We start from the raw sequence: 23,410 nt of genomic DNA on the forward strand, positions 1-23,410 counted from the left end.
CATCGCCTGCGCCGCGCGTTCATACCCTTTTGCCGAAATATTCAAGCCCGCGATTCGAATCGCGTCGCGTCAGAGCGCGGCCACAACCGCGTCGCCCATCTGCGCGGTGCCGATCGTGGTGGCGCCCGGCGTCGCGATATCGGCGGTGCGGCAGCCCTGCTCAAGCACCTTCTGGACTGCGCGCTCCACCCGGTCCGCCTGCTCGGCGCGATTCAGCGAGTAGCGCAGCATCATCGCGGCCGACAAGATCGTCGCGAGCGGATTCGCGATGCCCTTGCCCGCGATGTCCGGCGCGGAGCCGTGCGACGGCTCGTACAGCCCCTTGTTGTTCTTGTCGAGCGACGCGGACGGCAGCATGCCGATCGAGCCCGTCAGCATCGACGCCTCGTCGGACAAAATATCGCCGAACATGTTGCCGGTCACGATCACGTCGAACTGCTTCGGCGCCTTCGCAAGCTGCATCGCCGCGTTGTCGACGTACATGTGCGACAGTTCGACGTCCGCGTATTCCTTCGACACGTCGATCATGATGTCGCGCCAGAACTGCGACGTTTCCAGCACGTTCGCTTTGTCGACCGACAGCAGTTTCTTCTGCCGCTTTTGCGCGGCCTGAAACGCGACGTGCGCGATGCGCCGCACCTCGGGCTCCGAATAACGCATCGTGTCGAAGCCTTCGCGCGCGCCCGCGAATGGGCCATCCGGCGCTTGGCGGATGCCGCGCGGCTGACCGAAATAGATGTCGCCGTTCAGCTCGCGCACGATCAGGATATCCAGGCCCGCGATCAGTTCGGCTTTGAGCGGCGACGCGTCGACGAGCTGCGCATAGCAGATTGCCGGACGAAAGTTCGCGAACAGCTCCAGATGCTTGCGCAGGCCGAGAATCGCCTGTTCGGGGCGCAGCGCGCGTTCGAGCGAATCGTATTTCCAGTCGCCGACCGCGCCGAACAAGACCGCATCCGCTTCGTTCGCGAGCTTGAGGGTCGCATCCGGCAGAGGATGGCCGCTCGCCTCGTAGCCCGCGCCGCCGACGGGCGCGGTTTCCAGTTCGAATTTCTCGTCGAGCGCGTTCAGCACCTTCACGGCTTCGTTGACGATTTCCGGACCAATGCCGTCGCCCGGCAACACTGCAATCTTCATGCGCAATCCCTGATAAAAACGGATGATGACCGTGGAGAGTCGAGCAAAAGGCGCGCGGCCCGCGCCTTCGCGATGAAAACGGCTCGGTTGATCAGCCGATCAGCTTGTTGTCGAGCCACGGCTGCTGCGCGAGCCGCTGCGCCTCGAACTGGCGAATCTCGTTCGCATGACGCAGCGTGAGGCCGATATCGTCGAAACCGTTCAGCAGGCAGTACTTGCGAAACGCGGCGATCTCGAACGGATATTCGCGGCCGTCCGGCGCGCGCACGAGCTGCGCGTCGAGATCGACGCTCAACTGATAGCCGTTGAAAGCATACGTTTCATTGAACAGATGATCGACCTGCTGCTCGGTCAATACGATCGGCAACAGGCCGTTCTTGTAGCAATTGTTGAAAAAGATGTCGGCGAAGCTCGGCGCGACGATCGCGCGAAAGCCGTACTGCTGCAGCGCCCACGGCGCATGTTCGCGCGAGCTGCCGCAACCGAAATTCTTGCGCGCGAGCAGGATCGACGCGCCCTGATAGCGCGCCTGATTCAGCACGAAATCCGGGTTCAGCGGACGCTTCGAGTTGTCCTGGCCCGGCTCGCCGTGATCGAGATAGCGCCATTCGTCGAACGCATTCGGGCCGAAGCCCGTGCGCTTGATCGACTTCAGGAACTGCTTCGGAATGATCGCGTCGGTGTCGACGTTCTCGCGATCGAGCGGCGCGACGACGCCGGTATGCACTGTGAATTTTTCCATGATCGGTCAACCAGATTGGAGGCCGGCCGCCGCCACGGCGACGTTCCGGCGAAATCGAATCGCGGGCCGCGGCCTAAGCGCGCGCCCGCATGCCGTCACTGCGCGGCCTTCTTGATCGCATGGCCGGCGGCGTCGATGTCCTGCCCCATGCCCGCGACGGTGTTGCAGCCGGCGGCCGCCCACGCGAGGCCCGCGAGCGCGAGCCACGCGACGATCCGTTTCAGCTGATGTGCGTTCATCGGCTCACCCCAGCTTGCGAATGTCGACGAAATGGCCTTCGATCGCCGCCGCCGCGGCCATCGCCGGGCTGACGAGATGCGTGCGGCCGCCCTGCCCCTGACGCCCTTCGAAATTGCGGTTCGACGTCGACGCGCAGCGCTCGCCCGGCTCGAGCCGGTCGGCATTCATCGCGAGGCACATCGAACAGCCCGGCTCGCGCCATTCGAAACCCGCGCCGGTCAATATCTTATCGAGCCCCTCGCGCTCGGCCTGCGCCTTCACGAGCCCCGAGCCCGGCACGACCATCGCGAGCCGCACGTTCGGCGCGACACGGCGATTGAGCTGCTTCACGACATACGCGGCCGCGCGGATATCCTCGATCCGCGCGTTCGTGCACGAGCCGATGAAAACCTTGTCGATCTTGATCGATTCGATCGGCGTGTTCGGCTCGAGCGCCATGTACGTGAGCGCGCGCGCCATCGCGTCGCGCTTGACCGGATCCTTCTCGCGCTCGGGATCGGGCACGCGGCCGTCGATCGACGTGACCATCTCCGGCGACGTGCCCCACGTGACCTGCGGAACGATCTCGGCCGCGTTCAGCTCGACGACGCGGTCGAAATGCGCGCCGTCGTCCGACTTGAACGTCTTCCAGTACGCCACCGCCTGATCCCATTGCGCGCCCGTCGGCACGAACGGACGGCCCTTCAGGTATTCGATCGTCGTGTCGTCGACGGCGACCATGCCGGCGCGCGCGCCGGCCTCGATCGCCATGTTGCAGACCGTCATGCGCCCCTCCATCGACAGCGCGCGGATCGCCGAGCCGCCGAATTCGATCGCGTAGCCGGTGCCGCCCGCCGTGCCGATCTTGCCGATGATCGCAAGCACGATGTCCTTCGCGGTGCAGCCGCGCGGCAATTGGCCGTCGACTTTCACCAGCATGTTCTTGCTCTTTTTCTGCAACAGCGTCTGCGTGGCAAGCACGTGCTCGACTTCGGACGTGCCGATGCCGTGCGCGAGCGCGCCGAACGCGCCGTGCGTCGACGTATGCGAATCGCCGCAAACGATCGTCATGCCCGGCAGCGTCGCGCCCTGCTCCGGCCCGATGATGTGGACGATGCCCTGGCGCACGTCGTTCATCTTGAACTGCGTGATGCCGAACGCATCGCAATTCGCATCGAGCGTGTCGACCTGCAGCTTCGACACCGGATCGGCAATGCCGTGGCTGCGGTCCGTCGTCGGCACGTTGTGATCCGACACGGCGAGATTCGCGCTGATCCGCCATACCGGGCGCTCGGCGAGCTTCAACCCTTCGAACGCCTGCGGGCTCGTGACTTCATGCAGCAGGTGCCGATCGATATAGAGCAACGCGGTGCCGTCCTCCTCGGTGCGCACGACGTGCGAATTCCACAATTTGTCGTAGAGGGTCTGGGTCATGGGATCTTCGATATGCGGGGATGGTGTCTACGTACAAGCCGTCAGGATAGAGCCGATTATGCCACGCGACACGCTCGCCATTACGCTCAGAAATCGAAAAAAACCATAAAAAACAGCGAGTTGAGTGGTAGCGCAAGTACCTGTATCAGCACTACCCGGCACATGCGGCGCACGGGCCGCGCGCTGCCGCCACGCTCATCGCCGCAACCGATGCCGCAACGCGTGAACGCGCGCGTCGCCCATGACAATCGGCAGATATCTCGCTAAATATTCATATTTATCGACTATTTAATTCATTTTTCGCCATACAATAGGAAATCAATCAAATAACTCACCATCGGATCGCAGCCATTTTGCGGCGCGATCCGCCGCCATCACACATCACGGGGTTGTTCCGATGAAGTTTCGTTGTACCGCTGTCCTCGCACGCGCCGCAGCCACCGTCAGCGCAAGCGCATGCGTCACTGTCTCGTTCGCCGCGTTGCAGCCGATCGACGAGGCCCCCGTCGCGCAACGCGTGGACCAGACGTGCCGGATTCGGCCCGATACCGGCACCGATTGCACGACCGTGCGGCGCTTGACGATCTTGCGGCCGGTCGGTCGCGACCTGCTGTCCCGCCTCGACTTCGACTATCGCGAGCAGGACCGCTTCGAGCTCAAGGACGCCGCGGTAATCGGCCCGGACGGGCAGCGCACGCCGGTATCCGGCGCGCAAATCGACACGCGCACCGCGCCGAACCCCGCCGCCGGTTTCATGCGCAACAAGCGGACGTCGGTCGCGTTTCCCGGCTTGCGGGTCGGCAGCACCGTGGTTTTCACGACGCTCGAGCACACCGCGCCGCTGCCGCTCGCGCGGCAGTTCCATGAAGCCATATGGTTGCGGCCGATGCCGATCCGCAACGATGCGTACCGCATCGAATACACGGCCGAGCAGCCGATCCTCTGGCGCGCCGAGCAGATCGACGCGTTTCGCGTTGCGTCGTCGAACGGCGGCAAGCGGCTCGTCATCGAGCAAAAGCAGCCGCGCTACGTCAACGTCGTCGACGAGGACGGCACGACTTTGCGCCGCGTGCCGCGCATCGAGTTGGCGAGCAGCCTGAACGCACAGGATCACTTCGGCGCCTATGCGAAGCGCTACAACGAGATTCTCGCCGCGCCGCTGCCCGGCGCCGCGGCGGCCGCGGTTCGCGACGCCCGGGCGTTGCCCGCCGCCGCGCGCGTGGCCGAGTTGATGAAACACATCGATGCGCATTACCGCTATCTCGGCGACTGGCGCGCGAGCGAGCGCGGCTATGTGCCATTCGAACTCGCGCAGATCGAAGCAAACGGCTATGGCGACTGCAAGGACCTCGCGATCCTGCTCGCGGCGATGCTGAACGCGAGCGGCATCGCCGCGCGCCCCGCCTGGGTATACGCGGGCTCGTTCGCGCCATCGCTGCTGATTCCCGGCGCGCAGGCGCCCAATCACGCGATCGTGCGCGCGGTCGTCGACGGCGAGACCTGGTGGCTCGATCCGACCCAACCGGTCCGCCTCCCCGGCCGCACGCCGGCGGCTCTCCAGGATCGCTGGGCGCTCGTCGTCGATGCGGGCGGCGGCGTGCGCAACGAGCACATCGGCGCCGAAGCGCCGATCGTGAGCATCGATGCGACACTGAACAGCCGCCCGAAGCCCGACGGCAGCGCACAAGTCACGGGGCATGCGTATTTCGGCGGCGAGGATCGGCTGGGGCTGATGGATCTCGACCGTGATCGTGGCACGAGCGCCGGCGACCAGGCGCTATGCAAGAAATGGCTCAACGAACCACGCGCGTGCGAGATCAAGCGAATGCGCAGCGACGACGCGCCCGGTGCACGCTACCGCGTCGAAATCGACGGCATCGACGGCCGCGCGCTCGAACAGCTATCGGGCCAGCACGTATACGACGGCGGGAAGCTGCGGCAATTGTGGGAGCAGTATGCCGACTACCGGCAGACCAGCAAGGTCGGCGACGTGTTCTTGCACGACGCGTCGATCATGACCGTCCGTGTGCAGCTTGACGGCGTGAAGCCCGTGCGGCCGCTCGCCGCGTGCGCCGCGCGCTCGCCATGGTATGACCTCGACGTGACGCCGCAAGCCGCGAGCGGCGGCATCGCGTACCGCTATCGCGTCGCGCAAAAAACGCGCTGGCTGAATCACGACGACTTGACGAGCGACGCGTTCGGCCGCTTCCTCGACGACGCCCGGCGCTGCACGGATACGCTGCGTCAAAGCATATCGTTCTGACGAGTACGGGCGCGCGGCGCAAGCCGCGCTCTACGCACCGCCCGCGCACGCCGTGCACGCTCACCCGCGCTCACGCTTACATGCGGCTGCCCATCTGCTCGCGGCCCAGCGCGGTCAGATCGTCCGGCCGCGCCCGCCCGGCAAAATCCGTCTCGAAGTGATCGGCCGGAAAGTCCGGCGGGCTTTCACCCTGCACGAAGCTCGGCCATTGCCGCCGTAGATACGCATCGTTCTTCGCGCAAGCGGGAGCGGCCGCGATATACATCACGTTGCTATGGCCAGTGCCACGATGCGTATCCTCGACCGCGTGCACCACGTCGCCATGCCAGAACACCGCATCGCCAGGCTGCATCGGCGGAATCGGCACGAGCGCGTCGAGCAGCAACGCATGCCATTCGGGCAGCATCGACAGTGCGCGCCCAGGGCGAGCGCCGCACAGATCGTCGTCCGGCACGTCGTCCTGTAACGCGCGCAGCATCACATAGGCCATCGCGTTCGCGATCGGAATCAATTGCAGCGTGCCGTCGCCCGGCCCTTGCGGCGTCAGCGCAGTCCAACCCTGGAACGTGCGGAACATCGAACACACCGCCGGCGACGCAATCTCCTCGACGTCCGGCCGGAACGCGCCGTCGAACGGATCGTACTCGCGCCAATGGCCGGCAAGCACATGCCGGTACACGCGGCGGAAATTCGGACCGAGCCAGCGCTCGACCGAACCGCCGTCGACATGCGGCGACAAGCCCAGCGATGACGAGCCCGGCGGCCGGCGGCGAATGCGGTCCGCATACGCGGGCACGCGGTCGGGATCGAAATGCGTGCGCCCGTCGCTTTGCGCACGCCACAGGCGATTCAGGAACACGCGCACGCGCGTAAGCTCCGGCGACTGACGCGCGTCGACTTGCGGCCGCGACCAGTAAATCCCGTAGATCTGCGGCCGGCTCGACGCCAGCGTGCCGAAATATTTGTCATCCGCGCGGCGCAGCAGCTTGTCGTCGAGCCGGTTCGATTCGACGTAGCGCGTGATTTCGTCGTTCCAGTCGCTTGCGCGCCGCGCATCGAACACGCCCCGGATCACGCATGCGCCGCGCGTGCGCAGCGCCGCGACGGCCGCGGGATCAACGCGCTGCGCCGCGATATCCGCGTAGCGCAGCACGGGAATCGTGTCGGCGCCGCGGTCCCGATCGCTGCGAATCGCATCGACTTGGCGCGCGATCTCGCCTTCCAACTCGCGAAACACCCGCGCCCGGCCAGGCAGCGCGGCGCGCAACGCGGTTTTCGCCGTGCGGATCGCGCTCGGCAGATCGTCGTCGATAACAAACGGCATTGATGTCTCCTTCGTTGGGCTGAGTGCGTGCCGTGAGCTTAGGTCGCGCGGCACAGCGAAAGCGATGGCATTCCGACGAATTTCGATACTATTGCGTCAATGGCGAAGATCGGCAGTTGGCCGCGTAGCGGGCAGGTTCACGGCGACAGATGCGCCCCCGATTGTTGCCGCTGGAATCGCGAAAATACGCGCCGTAGTCATCCTGGCGGTAGTGCGGCCGCAACCCCGGCGAGCCCTCGGTGGTTCCATCCGCCGGCAGCGCGAGCGCATGGCAGCGCTCGGCGATCGGCCGCTCGCGCGCAAGAAACCGGGCCATTTGCCCGTTTCCAGACGACGCAGGGCCGCCGTCGTGCGGCCGGCCTGTCAGAAACAGCAGCCGCGATGCGCCGCCCGGCATCCACGCCGCCCAAGTTGCCGGATCGCCCAACCTGAGCCGACGCCCGAGCGCATCCATCAGCGGTGCATAAAACGCGTATGCGCGGTCGACATCGCTTACGTCGACGGCAGATATGTGCAGCAATCACCCTTTTAAGGGCCGGCATGCACGGCCCTGTTACAGAGAGCTTTCGATGAAACCGCAGTACGAACGTGTCACGATCCCCGCCGGCTGCTCGATCCGCGTCTATCACCGTAGACTCGCCGCGATCCCCTTCGAATGGCACCATCATCCGGAATATGAACTGACGCTCACGCTGAACAGCCGCGGCCGCCGCTTCATCGGCGATCACGCCGCCGACTACGATGGCGACGATCTCGCTCTTGTGCCGCCGAATCTGCCGCATACATGGGCGTCGGAAGAACGCATCGATCCCGATGCGCCGCAAGTCGCGCTCGTCGTCTGGTTCACCGGTGACTGGGCGCGCCGCGTCGCCGACTGCTGCCTCGAATTCGGCAAGCTGCACTCGCTGCTGCGCCGCGCCGCGCCGGGACTGGCGTTCGGCCAGCAGGCCGCCGCCGCGATGCGCGCGCGGCTGCCGGCGCTGCTCGATGCCTCGCCGCGCGCACGGCTGGCGGCGGTGCTCGACTCGCTCGCGGAACTCGCCGAAGCCGCCGCGCAACCGCTCGCGACCGCGGCCGCATACAGTGCGAAAGCGGCTGGTGTAGCGGCAAGCAAAGGGCAAGCGCAAGCAGCACGGTCCGCTACCGGCCAACTGTGGACCGAGCCTGCGGCGGCCTGGCCGCGTCTGACCGACGGCGGCTCGGACCGAGTGGCTTCGCGCGGAACCGAGTCGCGCGAAACAAACCCAGCCCAGACCTTGGTGACCGTATCTATTCCGGCCAACTCGAACTGCGCGCAAAGCTCGGCGACACCGGCCGGCCCCGTCGCGGCAAGCCCCATCCCCGAAGCCGAGCGCCTGGACCGCGTGCTCGATCTGCTCGAGCGCCGCTTTCACGAGCCGCTGCGCATCGCGGAACTCGCCGCGGCCGCGCATCTGTCGGAGCGTTCGCTGCAACGCCGGTTCGCACAGCACGTCGGCGAAAGTATCGGCCGTTATCTGCAACGCGTGCGGATCGCTTACTCGTCGCGCCAACTCACGGCCACCGATTGGCCCATTGCCGTCATTGCCGCTCGCGCGGGCTTTTCGAATCTCTCGAACTTCAACCGGCAATTCCGCACAGTGCGCAACATGACGCCGCGCGAATACCGGCAGTGGTTCGCCGCGCATGGTCGCGTAGCCGATTCGCCCGAAGAACCGGCCCCACTGAACGTGCGCTCGCCGTCGCTCGAACGCCGTTCATCTCGGCAAACGCGTCGCTGAAAGCCGCTGCGCCGAAACGCCAGACGAACGCCTGCGCAGCTAGATCGCGGCCATGCCCGCCGCGCAAAAAAGAAAACGCCTCGACGGCGAAACCGTCGAGGCGCGAATCAAACAGCGCGCGCGGCACATCGCCCGCGCGCAATTCCGGCCGCTTAGCGCTGCGCGATCGGCTTCGCGGTGCGCTGCGTTTCGCCGATGAAGAGCTGGCGCGGACGGCCGATCTTCTGCTCGGGATCGGCGATCATCTCGTTCCACTGCGCGATCCAGCCGACCGTGCGAGCCATCGCGAAGATGCAGGTGAACATCGACGTCGGGATGCCGAGCGCGCGCTGGACGATGCCCGAATAGAAATCGACGTTCGGATACAACTTGCGCGACACGAAGTATTCGTCTTCGAGCGCGATCTTCTCGAGCTGCATCGCGAGCTTGAACAGCGGATCGTCATGCAGACCCAGCTCGTTCAACACTTCATGGCAGGTCTCGCGCATCAGCTTCGCACGCGGATCGTAGTTCTTGTACACGCGGTGGCCGAAGCCCATCAGCTTCACGCCCGAATTCTTGTCCTTCACTTGCTTGATGAATTCGGGGATGTTGTCCGGCGAGCCGATCTGCTCGAGCATATTCAGCGCGGCTTCGTTCGCGCCGCCGTGCGCCGGCCCCCACAGACATGCGATACCGGCCGCGATACACGCAAACGGATTCGCACCCGACGAGCCCGCAAGACGGACCGTCGACGTCGATGCGTTCTGCTCGTGATCGGCATGCAGAATCAGGATACGGTCGAGCGCGCGCACCAGCACGTCGTTGACCTGATATTCCTCGCACGGGTTCGCGAACATCATCCGCATGAAGTTCGCGCTGTACGACAGATTGTTTTGCGGATAAACGAACGGCTGACCGATGCTGTATTTGTACGCCATCGCGACGAGCGTCGGCAGCTTCGCGATCATGCGGATCGCCGACACCTCGCGGTGACGCGGCTCGTTGATATCGAGCGAATCGTGATAGAACGCCGACAGCGCGCCGACTGCGGCGACCAGGATCGCCATCGGGTGCGCGTCGCGGCGAAAGCCTCGGAAGAAGAACTGCATCTGCTCGTGCACCATCGTGTGCTTCGTGACGGTGGCGACGAATTCCTTCTTTTGCGCCGCGTTCGGCAGTTCGCCCTTCAGCAGCAGGTAGCAGGTTTCGAGGAAGTCCGCATTCTCGGCGAGATTGTCGATCGGGTAGCCGCGATACAGCAGCTCGCCCTTGTCGCCGTCGATGTACGTGATGGCCGAGTTGCACGACGCTGTCGACATGAAGCCCGGGTCATACGTGAACTTGCCTGTCTGGCCGTACAGCTTGCGGATGTCGATCACATCCGGGCCCAGCGTACCCTTGTAGATCGGCAGTTCGACGCTCGGCGAATTATCGCTGAACGATAGCGTGGCTTTAACATCAGACGGGGTCATGGCACATCCTCAATCGAAAAAAGAAATGGTTTTCGATAACGGGCACAACGCTCTCAAACGCTGCGCAGCATCTCCAGCAGCCTGGACATTTCCGGGCCGGCAAGGTCGCCCTCCGGTTCCTTGCGCGCAAGCAGCAAGTCCATCAGGTCGTTGTCGCTCAGATCCAGCAGGCGCGACAGTGCGCTCACGTCGGCGTCGCTGAGGTCATGCTCGTGTCTTTCGAAGAAACGCTCGAAAATGAGATCGTTCTCCAGCAGACCGCGCCGGGCGCGCCAGCGAAGACGCGCGCGGCGGTGCGGATCGGATTGATGCGACTCGCTCATGGCAGTACGCGTCGCGCCGCGCCAAGCCGGGCCGCGCCGAACGAACACGCGGGCGCGCAGCGGGCGGCGGACGAAGCGAGCAAAGATTGTTTCATATTAAACCGCACGGCGAACCATCAGTTCCTTGATCTTGCCGATCGCCTTCGTCGGGTTCAGGCCCTTCGGACACACGTCGACGCAGTTCATGATCGTATGGCAGCGGAACAGGCGGTACGGATCGTTGAGATTGTCGAGGCGCTCGCCCGTCGCGCGATCACGGCTGTCCGCGATGAAGCGGTATGCCTGCAGCAGGCCGGCCGGACCGACGAACTTGTCCGGATTCCACCAGAAGCTCGGGCACGACGTCGAGCAGCTCGCGCACAGAATGCACTCGTACAGGCCGTCCAGCTCGTCACGCTCCTCCGGCGACTGCAGACGCTCCTTCTCGGGCGGCGGCTCGTCGTTGATCAGGTACGGGCGGATCGAGTGATACTGGTTGAAGAACTGCGTGAAGTCGCAAATCAGGTCGCGCACGACGGGCAAGCCCGGCAGCGGACGCAGCACGATTTTCTGCGGCAGGTCGTTCAGGTTCGTCAGACATGCCAGGCCGTTCTTGCCGTTGATGTTCATCGCGTCCGAACCGCACACGCCCTCGCGGCACGAGCGGCGGAACGACAACGTCTCGTCGAGCGCCTTCAGCTTGACGAGCGCGTCGAGCAGCATCCGCTCGTGCTGAATCTCCAGCTCGTACGTCTGCATGCGCGGCGCGGCGTCCTTATCCGGATCGTAGCGGTAGATTTCGAAAATGCGTTTGGCCATTTCAGATTCCTTTGCGCTGGCTTAGAACGTACGCGCCTTCGGCGGCACGGACTCGACCGTCAGCGGCTTCATATGGACGGGCTTATAGTCGAGGCGATCGTTTTCGCTAAACCACAGGGTGTGGCGCAGCCAGTTGTCGTCGTCGCGATGTTCGTAGTCGCTGTGCGCGTGCGCGCCGCGGCTTTCCTTGCGCGCTTCGGCCGACACCATCGTCGCGCGCGCGACCTCGATCAGGTTCGCCAGTTCGAGCGCCTCGACGCGCGCGGTGTTGAACACCTTCGACTTGTCCTTCAGATGCACGTTGGCGACGCGCTCCTTCAACTCGGCCATCTTGCCGACGCCCTCGGACAGCAGCGCCGACGTGCGGAACACGCCCGCATGCTTTTGCATCGTCGAGCGGATGTCGTTCGCGACGTCCTGCGTATATTCGCCCGACGAAGATTTCTCGAGCTTCGCGAGACGCTCGAGCGAGAAATCGCCCGCGTCCGCCGGCAGCGGCTTGTGATCGCGCTGGTTCTTCACATGCTCGACGATATGGTTGCCGGCCGCGCGGCCGAACACCACGAGATCGAGCAGTGAATTCGTGCCGAGACGGTTCGCGCCGTGCACCGACACGCACGAGCATTCGCCGACCGCGTAGAAGCCGTTGATCGGCTCCTCATGGCCGCGCGCCGTGCCGACCACTTGGCCGTGAATGTTGGTCGGAATGCCGCCCATTTGATAATGGATCGTCGGCACGACCGGAATCGGCTCCTTGATGCAATCGACGTTCGCGAACTTCAGCGCGATTTCGCGGATCGACGGCAGGCGCTTCATGATCGTCTCCGCGCCGATGTGCGACAGGTCGAGCAGCACGTGATCCTTGTTCGGACCGACGCCTCGGCCTTCCTTGATTTCCTGGTCCATCGAGCGCGACACGAAATCGCGCGGCGCCAGATCCTTCAGCGTCGGCGCATAGCGCTCCATGAAGCGCTCGCCGTTCGCATTGCGCAGAATGCCGCCTTCGCCGCGCACGCCTTCGGTGATCAGCACGCCCGCGCCCGCGACGCCCGTCGGGTGGAACTGCCAGAACTCCATGTCCTGCAGCGCGATGCCCGAACGCGCGGCCATCCCGAGGCCGTCGCCCGTGTTGATGAACGCGTTGGTCGACGCCGCGAAGATGCGGCCCGCGCCGCCCGTTGCGAAGAGCGTCGTCTTGCCTTCGAGGATGTAGACGTCGCCCGTTTCCATTTCGAGGGCCGTCACGCCGAGCACGTCGCCGTCCGCATCGCGGATCAGGTCGAGCGCCATCCATTCGACGAAGAATTGCGTCTTCGCGGCGACGTTCTGCTGGTACAGCGTGTGCAGCAGCGCGTGGCCAGTGCGGTCGGCCGCCGCGCACGCGCGCTGCACCGGCTTCTCGCCGTAGTTCGCGGTGTGGCCCCCGAACGGGCGCTGGTAGATCGTGCCATCCGCGTTGCGGTCGAACGGCATGCCGAAGTGTTCGAGTTCGTAGACCGCGTTCGGCGCTTCACGGCACATGAATTCGATCGCGTCCTGGTCGCCGAGCCAGTCGGAGCCCTTGATCGTGTCGTAGAAGTGATAGTGCCAGTTGTCTTCGCTCATGTTGCCGAGCGACGCGCCGATCCCGCCTTGCGCGGCGACCGTGTGCGAACGCGTCGGGAACACTTTCGACAGCACGCAGACGGAAAGGCCCGCGCGCGACAGTTGCAGCGACGCGCGCATCCCCGAGCCGCCCGCGCCGACGATCACCACGTCGAACTTGCGACGCGGCAGGGAATTTTTGATTGCAGCCATTCTTTACACTCTCCAGAGAATCTGCGCAGCGTAACCCGCGCTCGCGAGCAGCCAGACGATCGTCAACGATTGCAGCACGATACGCACGCCGACGGGCTTCACGTAGTCCATCCAGATATCGCGCACGCCGACCCATGCGTGATAGAAGAGCGAAAGCAGCGTGACGAAGGTGGCGAGCTTCATCCATTGCGTGGCGAAGATCGACGCCCAGCCTTCATACGAGAAATCGCGCGCGGTAAAGAACCACACGAGCAGGATCACCGTGTAGACCGCCATGATCGTGGCGGTGATGCGTTGCGCGAGCCAGTCGCGCAGACCATAGTGAGCGCCGACGACGAGGCGCTTCGAGCCGATACGATTGTGGGCTGCCATTTTTTAGAATGCTCCGAACAGTTTGAGCGCGACGGCGACCGTGAGAAGCGTCGACACGGCGAATACGACGACCGACGTGCGCTTGCCGCGCTCCTTGGACACCGCATCGTGATTCATGTCCATCAGCAGATGGCGCACACCCGCGCAGAAGTGGAACAGAAACGCCCACGACAGCGCGAGAACGATCAGCTTGACGATGATGTTGGAGAGAAACGCCTTGAAGACTTCGAAGCTGAGTTCGGAGGTCAGGCTTTGATCGAAGAGATAAAGCAGGAAAGGAAGAAACAGGAACAGCAGCGCACCGCTGACCCGGTGCAGGATCGAAACCTTGGCCGCGAGCGGCAAACGGTACTTCAGCGTGATATCGCCAAATCCGATGTTCCGATACTCCGGCCTCGGCTTTCTAACTGCTTCAGTCATGCTAGACCCCTACGATGTTGTGACACTAATCCGAGATTTTAGCGCCTTTTTATTTCGCGCTGCAGCGAAAGTCAGCGCTGAAGCGTTGCATTTCACAGCGGTAAACAAGGCGCGAAACATGCTTGACGCGTGGGGCGCGCAATCACCTATTGTTTTGCCTTACGCTGATTCAGGCTCAGCCTGAGTTGCTACCGATCTTCAGTTCAACTGTTCAACTTTCAACTCAAGTCGTTCTGATAGTAATACCCGGTCGTGACATACCATCCGCGCCGCACCTCGACAGGGCGATCGCCATACGTATATGACACGCGCTCGACCGACAGCAACGGAAAGCCCACCGGCACGCCAATTGCGTCGGCAACCGCAGGCTCCGCCGCCACCGCGCGGACCTTCTCGGTCGCACGAATCATCCGCGTGCCGAACTCGCTTTCGAACATCGCGTAAAGCGGACCCTTGTAATCGCTCAGGCGCTCGAACGTGAGTCCGCGAAATATCGCGCCCGGCAACCAGATCTCGTCGAGCACCGTCACCGCACCGTCAAACTCCAGGACGCGCCGCACCTGAACGACCGGATCGGCCGGCTTCAGATCGAGTTGGCGCGCGATCTCGGCCGGCGCCCGCATGCGCCGGCACTCGAGCAGCCGGCTCACATGCGGATGCTCGACGCCGTCGTCGGCCAGAAGCCGCAGGAAACGGAACTGCGCGCGCTCCTCGCTATGAGTCGCAACGAACGTGCCCTTGCCCTGGCGGCGCACGAGCAGATTGTCGGCGGCGAGTTCGTCGATCGCCTTGCGCACCGTGCCCTGGCTGACTTTGTAGCGCGCCGCGAGTTCGACCTCGCTCGGAATGATTTCGCCCGGCTTCCATTCGCCGGCCTCGAGACTCTGCGTGATCAGGGCCTTGATTTGCTGATAGAGCGGGCTGAAAGTCGGCGAAGGCGCGGCCGCGGCTTCGCCGCCGGGCTGCGAAGCGCCGGCTGCGCCAGTCGGATTGGGTGCGCTCGCCTGATTGGAAGTCATGGCGCGCATTTCAACATAAACCCCGCTTTTCCGTCTAGATTTTTCCTGCAAAACATCTGTCTTATATAAGACATAAGATAGGGTTTGACTTTGCCTGCCGCGACTCCTAAACTCCGGGGCGAGCAAGGGTTCGCGGGTTGCCGCACGCATGTCGGCCGCGCCCCGAATCGGGCCCGCTCACGCTAATCACGGGCTTGCGCCGGCTGCCTGCCCCGCAAACGGATTTTTAGGATCAGGCAAACCTGCGTTGCCTGTCATTAGCGTGAGCCGGCCCCGGCGCTCCCGTCTGTTTTCAGGCAGCATCGCGCCTGCAACCGCGAACCCTCCCTGCTACAACGCAACGCTTCGCATAACGCGCATAAAATGGCGTTTTTCCTAGCGTTCCACGCTCATCGTCCTGGAGATTTCAATGGCTAAGCCCGCAAAGCGCGTCGCCGTCACCGGCGCCGCAGGTCAAATCGGTTATTCCCTGCTATTTCGCATCGCCAACGGCGATCTGCTCGGCAAGGACCAGCCGGTCATCCTGCAATTGCTCGATCTGCCGCAAGCGCAAGCGGCCGTCAAAGGCGTCGTGATGGAGCTGGAAGACTGCGCGTTCCCGCTGCTCGCGGGCGTCGTGGTGACAGACGACCCGAAGGTCGCATTCAAGGATGCCGATGTCGCGCTGCTGGTCGGCGCCCGTCCGCGCTCGAAAGGCATGGAGCGCAAGGATCTGCTGTCGGCGAACGCCGAAATCTTCACGGTTCAAGGCCGCGCGCTCAATGAAGTCGCGAGCCGCGACGTAAAGGTGCTGGTCGTCGGCAACCCGGCGAACACGAACGCATACATCGCGATGAAGTCGGCACCGGATCTGCCGAAAAAGAACTTCACCGCGATGCTGCGCCTGGACCACAACCGCGCGCTGTCGCAGCTTGCGGCGAAGTCCGGCAAGCCGGTCGCGTCGATCGAGAAGCTCGCGGTATGGGGCAACCACTCGCCGACGATGTACCCCGACTTCCGCTTCGCGACGGCCGAAGGCGAATCGCTGCTGAAGCTGATCAACGACGACGACTGGAACCGCAACACGTTCATCCCGACCGTCGGCAAGCGCGGCGCGGCGATCATCGAGGCGCGCGGGCTGTCGTCGGCGGCGTCGGCGGCGAACGCGGCGATCGACCACATCCGCGACTGGGTGCTCGGCACGAACGGCAAGTGGGTCACGATGGGCATCCCGTCGGACGGCTCGTATGGCATTCCCGAGGACATCATCTACGGCGTGCCCGTCACCACGGAAAACGGCGAATACAAGCGCGTCGAAGGCCTGGAGATCGATGCGTTCTCGCGCGAGAAGATGGACGCGACGCTCGCCGAGCTGCTCGAAGAGCGCGATGGCGTCGCTCACCTGCTGAAGTAAAGCACGTGCGACGCGCCGGGCCTGCCGCGCCGAAGTCGCGCGGGGCGGCCCGGCAACCGGCCGGCCGGGCGTCGCGCCCGGCCGGCTCCGGCGATCCCGAGCCCCGCGATCCGATCCGCACGGCCTCTGCGCTCAACGCTGCCCGCGCCGCCAGAGCCCGTTCGAATCGGATTTTCCCAGTTGGCCCAGATCCTGACGACCTGACGCAGAAAAGATGTCCGCGCTTACCCCCGCAGAAGTGCTGTACGAAGGCGTTACCCCTCCGGCGATCCTGCCCTGCTGCGATCACTACGCTGGCAGCGAAAAGCTGATGCTGAAGTCGCTTGCGCTGCAAGCGGAACTCGGGCCGGTATTCGACGTCACGCTCGATTGCGAGGACGGCGCGCGCGTGGGCCACGAGGCCGAGCATGCGGAACTCGTCGCGGCGCTCGTCGGCGGCGACGCGAACCGCTTCGGACGCGTCGGCGCGCGCATCCACGACATTTCCCATCCGCACTGGCGCGACGATGTGCGCATCATCCTGCGCGCGGCGCGCCCGCCCGCGTATCTGACGCTGCCGAAGGTCGGCAGCGCGGCCGACGCAGCCGAAATGTGCGCGTTCATCGAGGCGTCGCGCCGCGAACTCGGCATTGCGCAGCCGATTCCCGTCGACGTGCTGATCGAAACCCACGGCGCGCTCGCCGACGCGGCAAAGATCGCCGCGCTGCCGAACGTCGCGACGCTGAGCTTCGGCCTGATGGACTTCGTTTCCGCTCACCACGGCGCGATTGCCGACGCGGCGATGCGCACGCCCGGCCAGTTCGATCATCCGCTCGTGCGCCGCGCGAAGCTGGAAATCGCCGCCGCATGCCATGCGCATGGCAAAACGCCGTCGCATAACGTGACAACCGAGGTCCGCGACGTACAGGTGGTCGCCGGCGACGCGCGGCGCGCCCGCGACGAATTCGGCTACACGCGGATGTGGAGCATCCATCCCGCGCAGATCCGCGAGATCGTCGCCGCCTTCGCGCCGCGCGCCGGCGAAATCGCACGCGCAACCGAGATCCTGCTCACCGCGCAGGCGGCCGGCTGGGGGCCGACGCGCCACGATGACGCGCTGCACGATCGCGCGAGCTACCGTTACTACTGGTCGGTGCTGCGCCGCGCGCAAGCCACCGGCCAGCCGCTGCCGGCGGATGCCGCGCCGCTCTTTCGCGGCACGGATGAACGGACGCCAACGATGGGGAACATCAAAATATGAATCGTGCAGGATCGCGCAAAAGCTGATTTTGCACGGCTAAATAGGTGAAAATAGCGGCCGCTGTGCGTTCCGGGGCGCGTGCAGTTCAACCCGGTGGACGTGCGTGTGTCCGCCGTTGCTAACTGATTAACATAAGGCTTTGATTCCATGAAGAAACTGCTGATCGCCACTGTCATTGGCGCGCTGTCCGCCTCGATGCTGGCCGCGGCGCCTAGCGCAGTCGCGCAAACTTCATCGTCCACCGCCAAGAAGGCCACGCCGAAGCGCCCCGCGCCGAAGCGGCGTCTGATTCCGCGCAGCAAGAAGGCGCAAGCGGCCGCGGCAGCCAAGGTGGATCCGGTGCCGGAAGGATCGGTCAAGTGGTCGTGCAAGGAAGGCCTGTCGTATGAACTCGCCGGCGACATGAAACGCGACCAGATCGTCACGGTCCACTGGGCGAGCAAGAACTACAAGCTGCCCCGCCAGCAAACGACGACGGGCGCGGACGTGTTCTACGATCCGGCAAGCGGCATGAAGCTCGTCGTGATCCCGACCAAGGGGATGCTGTTCAGCGACAAGGACGACAGCCGCCTCGCCGACGAATGCAAGACGGCCGAGATGGCCGCGGCCGGCACGGCCGCGCCGACCCAGTCGAACGAACTGAAGACCGGCAACTGAGGCCGCGCTCGGCAGTCAAGCTATCTTGCATGGGACCGGAATAAGCGCAAAAACGCCGATTCCGGCCAACCGCCGCAGGGCGGGACTAGGCGCTGAAGCGCTAATTCCCGCCAACTGCGGCATGGGACCGGAGTAGGCGCTGAAATGTCGACTCCGGCCGACCGCCGCAGGGCGGGACTAGGCGCTGAAGCGCCAATTCCCGCCAACTGCGGCATGGGACCGGAGTAGGCGCTGAAGCGCCGACTCCGGCCGACAGGAGCCTAGATGTCCGCCCCGATTCCGAACGTCCGGCCCGCGCCGGATCCAGTGCTGGTCGATATCGCCGACTACGTGCTGAACCATCGCATCGACAGTGCGCGCGCGCTCGATACCGCGCGCCACTGCCTGATCGATACGCTCGGTTGCGGGCTCGAAGCCCTCTCGTATCCCGCTTGCACGAAACTGCTCGGGCCGATCGTGCCGGGCACCATCGTGCCGAACGGCGCGAAAGTGCCCGGCACGTCGTTCCAGCTCGATCCGGTGCAGGCCGCATTCAACATCGGCACGGCAATCCGCTGGCTCGACTTCAACGACACCTGGCTCGCCGCCGAATGGGGCCATCCGTCCGACAATCTCGGCGGCATCCTCGCCACGGCCGATTGGCTGTCGCGCACCGCCATCGCGGCGGGCAAGCGGCCGCTCGCGATGAAAGACGTGCTCGTCGCAATGATCCAAGCGCACGAGATTCAAGGCTGTATCGCGCTCGAAAATTCGTTCAACCAAGTCGGCCTCGATCACGTATTGCTCGTAAAGGTTGCGTCGACAGCCGCCATCGGCCGCCTGCTCGGCCTGAGCCGCGACGAATTGATCAACGCGCTGTCGCTTGCGTTCGTCGACGGCCATCCGCTGCGCACCTACCGCCAAGCGCCGAACACGGGCTCGCGCAAGTCGTGGGCGGCAGGCGACGCGACGTCGCGCGCGGTGCGCCTCGCGCTGATCGCGAAAACCGGCGAGATGGGCTATCCGTCGGCGCTGAGCGCGCCGACATGGGGCTTCTACGACGTGCTGTTCGGCGGCAAGCCGTTCACGTTCCAGCGCCCATACGGCACCTACGTGATGGAAAACGTGCTGTTCAAGATTTCCTATCCGGCCGAGTTCCATGCGCAAACGGCCGTCGAAGCCGCGATCGCGCTGCACGCGCAATTGGCCGCCGCGGGCCGCACGACAGACGAAATCCGCCGCGTGACGGTGCGCACGCATGCGGCCGCGATGCGGATCATCGACAAGCAAGGCCCGCTCGCGAACCCGGCCGACCGCGACCACTGCATCCAGTACATGATCGCCGTGCCGCTCCTCTACGGCCGCCTGACGGCCGCCGACTACGAGGACGGCGCCGCCGCCGATCCGCGCATCGACGCGCTGCGCGCGAAGATCGCATGCGTCGAGGACCCGCAGTTCACGAAGGATTACCACGATCCGGACAAGCGTTCGATCGCCAATGCGCTGACGATCGAATTCGACGACGGATCGAGGCTCGCCGAGGTGGCGGTCGACTATCCGATCGGCCATATGCGGCGCCGCGCAGATGGCATTGCGCTCTTGATCGACAAGTTCAAGACGAATCTCGCGCGCCGCTTCCCGGCCAAGCAGCAACAAGCGATTCTCGACGTGTCGCTGGATCAGGCAAAGCTCGAGGCGATGCCGGTCAATGAATACGTCGATCTGTATGTGATCTAGCCGTCAAAGCCGTCAAATACAGAATTCTTTCCTAGCCTCAAACCCAGGAAGACACCATGGCCCACAATCTCCACAAGACTCTCAAGGAATTCGACACCGGTTCCGGCAAAGAAGGCAAATTCTATTCGCTGCCGAAGCTCGGCCGCGAACTGAAGACGAAGATCGAGCGGCTGCCCGTCTCGATCCGGATCGTGCTCGAATCCGTGCTGCGCAACTACGACGGCAAGAAGATCACCGAAGAGCATATCGAGCAACTCGCTAACTGGAAGCCGAATGCGAAGCGCGTCGACGAAATTCCGTTCGTCGTCTCGCGCGTCGTGCTGCAGGACTTCACCGGCGTACCGCTGCTCGCCGACATCGCCGCGATGCGTGGCGTCGCGAAGCGCGCGGGCAAGAATCCGAAGAAGATCGAACCGCTCGTGCCGGTGGATCTCGTCGTCGACCATTCGGTGCAGATCGACTACTTCCGCCAGAAAGACGCGCTCGATCTGAACATGAAGCTGGAGTTCCAGCGCAACAACGAGCGCTACCAGTTCATGAAGTGGGGCATGCAGGCATTCGACACGTTCAAGGTCGTGCCGCCGGGCGTCGGCATCGTCCACCAGGTGAACCTCGAATACCTGGCGCGCGGCGTCCATAAGAAAAAGAACGGCGACGATACGGTCTACTACCCCGACACCCTCGTCGGCACCGACAGCCACACGACGATGATCAACGGCATCGGCGTGGTCGGCTGGGGTGTGGGCGGCATCGAGGCCGAAGCGGGCATGCTCGGCCAGCCGGTGTATTTCCTGACGCCGGACGTGGTCGGCGTGGAGCTGAAGGGCAAGCTGCGCGAAGGCGTGACGGCCACCGACCTGGTGCTGACGATCACCGAAATGCTGCGCAAGGAAAAGGTCGTTGGCAAGTTCGTCGAATTCTTCGGCGAAGGCACCGCGTCGCTCGCGCTGCCGGACCGCGCGACGATCGCCAACATGGCGCCCGAATACGGCGCGACGATGGGCTTCTTCCCGGTCGACGAGAAAACCATCGACTACTTCAAGGGCACGGGCCGCACCAAGGCGGAAATCGCCGCGTTCGAGAACTACTTCAAGGCGCAAGAGCTGTTCGGCATTCCGAAGGCAGGCGACATCGACTATACGAAGGTGCTGACGCTCGATCTGGCCACTGTCGCGCCGTCGCTCGCGGGCCCGAAGCGCCCGCAGGACCGCATCGAAATCGGCAACGTGAAATCGACGTTCACCGAACTGTTCTCGAAGCCGGTCGCGGAAAACGGCTTCGCGAAGAAGGCCGCCGATCTGACGGCCGACTACAAGACGTCGAACGGCGTCAACGTCAAGAACGGCGACGTGCTGATCGCCGCGATCACGTCGTGCACGAACACGTCGAACCCGAGCGTGCTGCTCGCCGCCGGCCTGCTCGCGAAGAAGGCCGTCGAAGCGGGCCTCACCGTCGCGCCGCACATCAAGACCTCGCTCGCGCCGGGATCGCGGATCGTCACCGAATACCTGACGAAGACGGGCCTGCTGCCGTACCTCGCGAAGCTCGGCTTCGAAGTGGCCGCCTACGGCTGCACGACCTGCATCGGCAACGCGGGCGACCTCACGCCGGAGCTGAATGAAGCGATCACGAAGAACGACATCGTCGCGGCGGCCGTGCTGTCGGGCAACCGCAACTTCGAGGCGCGCATTCACCCGAACATCCGCGCGAACTTCCTCGCTTCGCCGCCGCTCGTCGTCGCGTATGCGATCGCCGGCAACATCACGAAGGATCTGATGACCGAGCCGGTCGGCCAGGGCAAGGGCGGCAAGGATATCTACCTCGGCGACATCTGGCCGTCGAGCGACGAAGTCCACGCGCTGCTCAAGTACGCGCTCGATCCGAAAAAGTTCGAGGAGAACTACGCGCAGCTCACGAAGAAGGGTGACCTGTGGAGCAAGATCGAAGGCGAAAGCGGCCAGGTGTACGACTGGCCGAAGTCGACCTATATCGCGGAGCCGCCGTTCTTCGGCAAGGACTTCTCGATGGCGCCGGCCGCATCGATCGCCGCCGTCAAGGGCGCGCGCGCGCTCGGCATCTTCGGCGATTCGGTGACGACCGACCACATCAGCCCGGCAGGCTCGATCAAGGAAGACTCCCCGGCCGGCAAATGGCTGAAGGAGAACGGCGTGCAGAAGGCCGACTTCAACAGCTACGGCTCGCGCCGCGGCAACCATGACGTGATGATGCGCGGCACGTTCGCGAACGTCCGGATCAAGAACCTGATGATCCCGGCGAAGGCAGACGGCACGCGCGTCGAAGGCGGTCTGACGATCCACCAGCCGAGCGGCGAGCAACTGTCGATCTATGACGCCGCGATGAAGTACATCGATGCCGGCACGCCGACCGTCGTATTCGCAGGCGAGGAATACGGCACCGGCTCGTCGCGCGACTGGGCGGCAAAGGGCACGCAATTGCTCGGCGTGAAGGCGGTGATCGCGCGCAGCTTCGAGCGGATCCACCGCTCGAACCTCGTCGGCATGGGCGTATTGCCGCTGCAGTTCAAGGGCTCGGACAGCGTGCAATCGCTCGGCATCACCGGCGATGAAACTTACGACATCGAGGGCCTCGGCGACAATTTCAAGCCGCAGCAGGACGTCACGCTCGTGATCCATCGCAAGAACGGCGAAACGAAGCGCGTGCCGGTGCTGCTGCGCATCGATACGCCGATCGAAGTCGACTACTACAAGCACGGCGGGATCCTGCCGTTCGTGCTGCGCTCGCTGCTGGCCGCATAAGCCAAGCTGCTTGCGCGGCAACGCCGCGGCCCGCAGCGATGCGGGTGCGCGGCCGATCATCGAAAGCCCGGCCCCGGCCGGGCTTTTGTTTTTCTCGTGCATTCTCGCGCCCGGTTGGCGGGCCGGCGGTTACGCCGATCCGGACTTCCGGCCGAACCGCGACGATGCTCGACGATGCGCGGGCGTCATCGTGCACGCCGGCACATCGCGCATGCCGCCGCACTGCCCGGCATGGACCGCGTTCAGCGCGGCCAATGCCGGCGCGAAACGACGGCGAAGCTGATGGCGATCGCGCCGGTCGCCCCGCGCGGCGGCATGTCGGGTATCGCATCGCCAAAGCGCCGGCGGCCGCGCCGGTGCGACGAGTCGGCATCCAATGCCGAAGGCGTTTGTGGCGCGTCGCGGCGGGCCGGCGCTTCGGGCGGATCGGCGCATACCTGCATCGCACGCGGCAGGCAACCGGTCGAGCTTCGGATAGACATGGCGGGAGACGGTTTCAAGAAGAGCGTCTGCATATTGAACGCGCTTCGAATCGATCAGTAAAATGAATGTTTTGATCGATATA

Annotated in this window: 20 protein-coding genes; 7 read left to right on the top strand and 13 right to left on the bottom strand. The window is 64.4% G+C overall.

What is annotated here, in order from left to right:
* Positions 1-69: 69 nt before the first annotated feature.
* From leuB to leuC, 4 genes are all read right to left on the bottom strand, one after another.
* Positions 70-1,137 (bottom strand): 3-isopropylmalate dehydrogenase, encoded by a 1,068-nt coding sequence (leuB, locus tag BSIN_RS20420; protein WP_089341782.1) that lies wholly within the window; start codon positions 1,135-1,137, stop codon positions 70-72.
* A gap of 91 nt (positions 1,138-1,228) precedes the next feature.
* Positions 1,229-1,879, bottom strand: a complete 651-nt coding sequence (gene leuD, locus BSIN_RS20425; protein ID WP_059514944.1) for a 3-isopropylmalate dehydratase small subunit — start codon at positions 1,877-1,879, stop codon at positions 1,229-1,231.
* 95 nt (positions 1,880-1,974) lie between these two features.
* Complete coding sequence (locus tag BSIN_RS20430) at positions 1,975-2,118, bottom strand: entericidin A/B family lipoprotein (protein ID WP_069235597.1); 144 nt, start codon at positions 2,116-2,118, stop codon at positions 1,975-1,977.
* Between the two features lie 4 nt (positions 2,119-2,122).
* Positions 2,123-3,532, bottom strand: coding sequence for a 3-isopropylmalate dehydratase large subunit (leuC, locus tag BSIN_RS20435; RefSeq protein WP_069235596.1), 1,410 nt, complete (start codon positions 3,530-3,532; stop codon positions 2,123-2,125).
* A gap of 397 nt (positions 3,533-3,929) precedes the next feature.
* Here leuC and BSIN_RS20440 point away from each other — a divergent pair, with 397 nt between their 5' ends.
* Positions 3,930-5,795: a DUF3857 domain-containing transglutaminase family protein gene (locus BSIN_RS20440; protein ID WP_089341783.1), complete on the top strand. Its 1,866-nt coding sequence runs from the start codon at positions 3,930-3,932 to the stop codon at positions 5,793-5,795.
* Positions 5,796-5,871: 76 nt separating this feature from the next.
* Here the strand turns inward: BSIN_RS20440 and BSIN_RS20445 are convergent, their stop codons facing one another.
* A complete protein-coding gene (locus BSIN_RS20445) occupies positions 5,872-7,119 on the bottom strand; it encodes a DUF1479 domain-containing protein (RefSeq protein WP_089341784.1) in 1,248 nt (415 codons plus the stop codon).
* 88 nt (positions 7,120-7,207) lie between these two features.
* Complete coding sequence (locus BSIN_RS20450) at positions 7,208-7,573, bottom strand: VOC family protein (RefSeq protein ID WP_256583901.1); 366 nt, start codon at positions 7,571-7,573, stop codon at positions 7,208-7,210.
* Between the two features lie 115 nt (positions 7,574-7,688).
* On the opposite strand from BSIN_RS20450, the gene BSIN_RS20455 reads away from it, so the two are divergent.
* Complete coding sequence (locus tag BSIN_RS20455; protein WP_089341786.1) at positions 7,689-8,879, top strand: helix-turn-helix domain-containing protein; 1,191 nt, start codon at positions 7,689-7,691, stop codon at positions 8,877-8,879.
* A gap of 152 nt (positions 8,880-9,031) precedes the next feature.
* Here BSIN_RS20455 and gltA read toward each other — a convergent pair whose 3' ends face one another.
* The 7 genes from gltA to BSIN_RS20490 all read right to left on the bottom strand — a co-directional run bounded on the left by gltA (position 9,032) and on the right by BSIN_RS20490 (position 15,062).
* A complete protein-coding gene (gltA, locus tag BSIN_RS20460) occupies positions 9,032-10,333 on the bottom strand; it encodes a citrate synthase (RefSeq protein ID WP_059514957.1) in 1,302 nt (433 codons plus the stop codon).
* A 53-nt stretch (positions 10,334-10,386) separates the two neighbouring features.
* Complete coding sequence (locus BSIN_RS20465; RefSeq protein ID WP_059515530.1) at positions 10,387-10,656, bottom strand: FAD assembly factor SdhE; 270 nt, start codon at positions 10,654-10,656, stop codon at positions 10,387-10,389.
* 96 nt (positions 10,657-10,752) lie between these two features.
* On the bottom strand, positions 10,753-11,454 hold the full coding sequence (locus BSIN_RS20470) for a succinate dehydrogenase iron-sulfur subunit (protein ID WP_069235593.1): 702 nt from the start codon (positions 11,452-11,454) through the stop codon (positions 10,753-10,755).
* Between the two features lie 21 nt (positions 11,455-11,475).
* Complete coding sequence (gene sdhA, locus BSIN_RS20475; protein ID WP_089341787.1) at positions 11,476-13,251, bottom strand: succinate dehydrogenase flavoprotein subunit; 1,776 nt, start codon at positions 13,249-13,251, stop codon at positions 11,476-11,478.
* Positions 13,252-13,254: 3 nt separating this feature from the next.
* On the bottom strand, positions 13,255-13,623 hold the full coding sequence (gene sdhD, locus BSIN_RS20480) for a succinate dehydrogenase, hydrophobic membrane anchor protein (RefSeq protein WP_059514963.1): 369 nt from the start codon (positions 13,621-13,623) through the stop codon (positions 13,255-13,257).
* A 3-nt stretch (positions 13,624-13,626) separates the two neighbouring features.
* On the bottom strand, positions 13,627-14,043 hold the full coding sequence (gene sdhC, locus BSIN_RS20485) for a succinate dehydrogenase, cytochrome b556 subunit (protein WP_059514965.1): 417 nt from the start codon (positions 14,041-14,043) through the stop codon (positions 13,627-13,629).
* Between the two features lie 218 nt (positions 14,044-14,261).
* Positions 14,262-15,062, bottom strand: a complete 801-nt coding sequence (locus BSIN_RS20490; RefSeq protein WP_082711822.1) for a GntR family transcriptional regulator — start codon at positions 15,060-15,062, stop codon at positions 14,262-14,264.
* Positions 15,063-15,471: 409 nt separating this feature from the next.
* On the opposite strand from BSIN_RS20490, the gene BSIN_RS20495 reads away from it, so the two are divergent.
* The 5 genes from BSIN_RS20495 to acnA all read left to right on the top strand — a co-directional run bounded on the left by BSIN_RS20495 (position 15,472) and on the right by acnA (position 22,845).
* Complete coding sequence (locus BSIN_RS20495; protein WP_059514969.1) at positions 15,472-16,455, top strand: malate dehydrogenase; 984 nt, start codon at positions 15,472-15,474, stop codon at positions 16,453-16,455.
* Positions 16,456-16,669: 214 nt separating this feature from the next.
* Entirely contained in the window at positions 16,670-17,695 is a 1,026-nt protein-coding gene (locus tag BSIN_RS20500) for an HpcH/HpaI aldolase/citrate lyase family protein (protein ID WP_089341788.1), read from the top strand.
* Between the two features lie 147 nt (positions 17,696-17,842).
* Complete coding sequence (locus BSIN_RS20505; protein WP_059572700.1) at positions 17,843-18,352, top strand: hypothetical protein; 510 nt, start codon at positions 17,843-17,845, stop codon at positions 18,350-18,352.
* A gap of 264 nt (positions 18,353-18,616) precedes the next feature.
* On the top strand, positions 18,617-20,068 hold the full coding sequence (locus tag BSIN_RS20510; protein WP_089341789.1) for a bifunctional 2-methylcitrate dehydratase/aconitate hydratase: 1,452 nt from the start codon (positions 18,617-18,619) through the stop codon (positions 20,066-20,068).
* 56 nt (positions 20,069-20,124) lie between these two features.
* Positions 20,125-22,845: an aconitate hydratase AcnA gene (gene acnA / locus BSIN_RS20515; RefSeq protein ID WP_059514976.1), complete on the top strand. Its 2,721-nt coding sequence runs from the start codon at positions 20,125-20,127 to the stop codon at positions 22,843-22,845.
* Positions 22,846-23,410 lie beyond the last annotated feature (565 nt).

The organism is Burkholderia singularis, assembly GCF_900176645.1.
GTDB classification, from domain to species: Bacteria; Pseudomonadota; Gammaproteobacteria; order Burkholderiales; family Burkholderiaceae; genus Burkholderia; species Burkholderia singularis.

Excerpts from the sequence above, each read along its gene's own strand:
- gltA (WP_059514957.1), bottom strand. The coding sequence starts at position 10,333 with ATGACCCCGTCTGATGTTAAAGCCACGCTATCGTTCAGCGATAATTCG.
- BSIN_RS20445 (WP_089341784.1), bottom strand. The coding sequence starts at position 7,119 with ATGCCGTTTGTTATCGACGACGATCTGCCGAGCGCGATCCGCACGGCG.
- BSIN_RS20465 (WP_059515530.1), bottom strand. The coding sequence starts at position 10,656 with ATGAGCGAGTCGCATCAATCCGATCCGCACCGCCGCGCGCGTCTTCGC.
- sdhD (WP_059514963.1), bottom strand. The coding sequence starts at position 13,623 with ATGGCAGCCCACAATCGTATCGGCTCGAAGCGCCTCGTCGTCGGCGCT.
- BSIN_RS20455 (WP_089341786.1), top strand. The coding sequence starts at position 7,689 with ATGAAACCGCAGTACGAACGTGTCACGATCCCCGCCGGCTGCTCGATC.
- leuC (WP_069235596.1), bottom strand. The coding sequence starts at position 3,532 with ATGACCCAGACCCTCTACGACAAATTGTGGAATTCGCACGTCGTGCGC.
- BSIN_RS20470 (WP_069235593.1), bottom strand. The coding sequence starts at position 11,454 with ATGGCCAAACGCATTTTCGAAATCTACCGCTACGATCCGGATAAGGAC.
- BSIN_RS20450 (WP_256583901.1), bottom strand. The coding sequence starts at position 7,573 with ATGGATGCGCTCGGGCGTCGGCTCAGGTTGGGCGATCCGGCAACTTGG.
- leuB (WP_089341782.1), bottom strand. The coding sequence starts at position 1,137 with ATGAAGATTGCAGTGTTGCCGGGCGACGGCATTGGTCCGGAAATCGTC.
- BSIN_RS20510 (WP_089341789.1), top strand. The coding sequence starts at position 18,617 with ATGTCCGCCCCGATTCCGAACGTCCGGCCCGCGCCGGATCCAGTGCTG.
- sdhA (WP_089341787.1), bottom strand. The coding sequence starts at position 13,251 with ATGGCTGCAATCAAAAATTCCCTGCCGCGTCGCAAGTTCGACGTGGTG.
- BSIN_RS20500 (WP_089341788.1), top strand. The coding sequence starts at position 16,670 with ATGTCCGCGCTTACCCCCGCAGAAGTGCTGTACGAAGGCGTTACCCCT.
- BSIN_RS20440 (WP_089341783.1), top strand. The coding sequence starts at position 3,930 with ATGAAGTTTCGTTGTACCGCTGTCCTCGCACGCGCCGCAGCCACCGTC.
- sdhC (WP_059514965.1), bottom strand. The coding sequence starts at position 14,043 with ATGACTGAAGCAGTTAGAAAGCCGAGGCCGGAGTATCGGAACATCGGA.
- BSIN_RS20490 (WP_082711822.1), bottom strand. The coding sequence starts at position 15,062 with ATGACTTCCAATCAGGCGAGCGCACCCAATCCGACTGGCGCAGCCGGC.
- BSIN_RS20505 (WP_059572700.1), top strand. The coding sequence starts at position 17,843 with ATGAAGAAACTGCTGATCGCCACTGTCATTGGCGCGCTGTCCGCCTCG.
- BSIN_RS20430 (WP_069235597.1), bottom strand. The coding sequence starts at position 2,118 with ATGAACGCACATCAGCTGAAACGGATCGTCGCGTGGCTCGCGCTCGCG.
- BSIN_RS20495 (WP_059514969.1), top strand. The coding sequence starts at position 15,472 with ATGGCTAAGCCCGCAAAGCGCGTCGCCGTCACCGGCGCCGCAGGTCAA.
- acnA (WP_059514976.1), top strand. The coding sequence starts at position 20,125 with ATGGCCCACAATCTCCACAAGACTCTCAAGGAATTCGACACCGGTTCC.
- leuD (WP_059514944.1), bottom strand. The coding sequence starts at position 1,879 with ATGGAAAAATTCACAGTGCATACCGGCGTCGTCGCGCCGCTCGATCGC.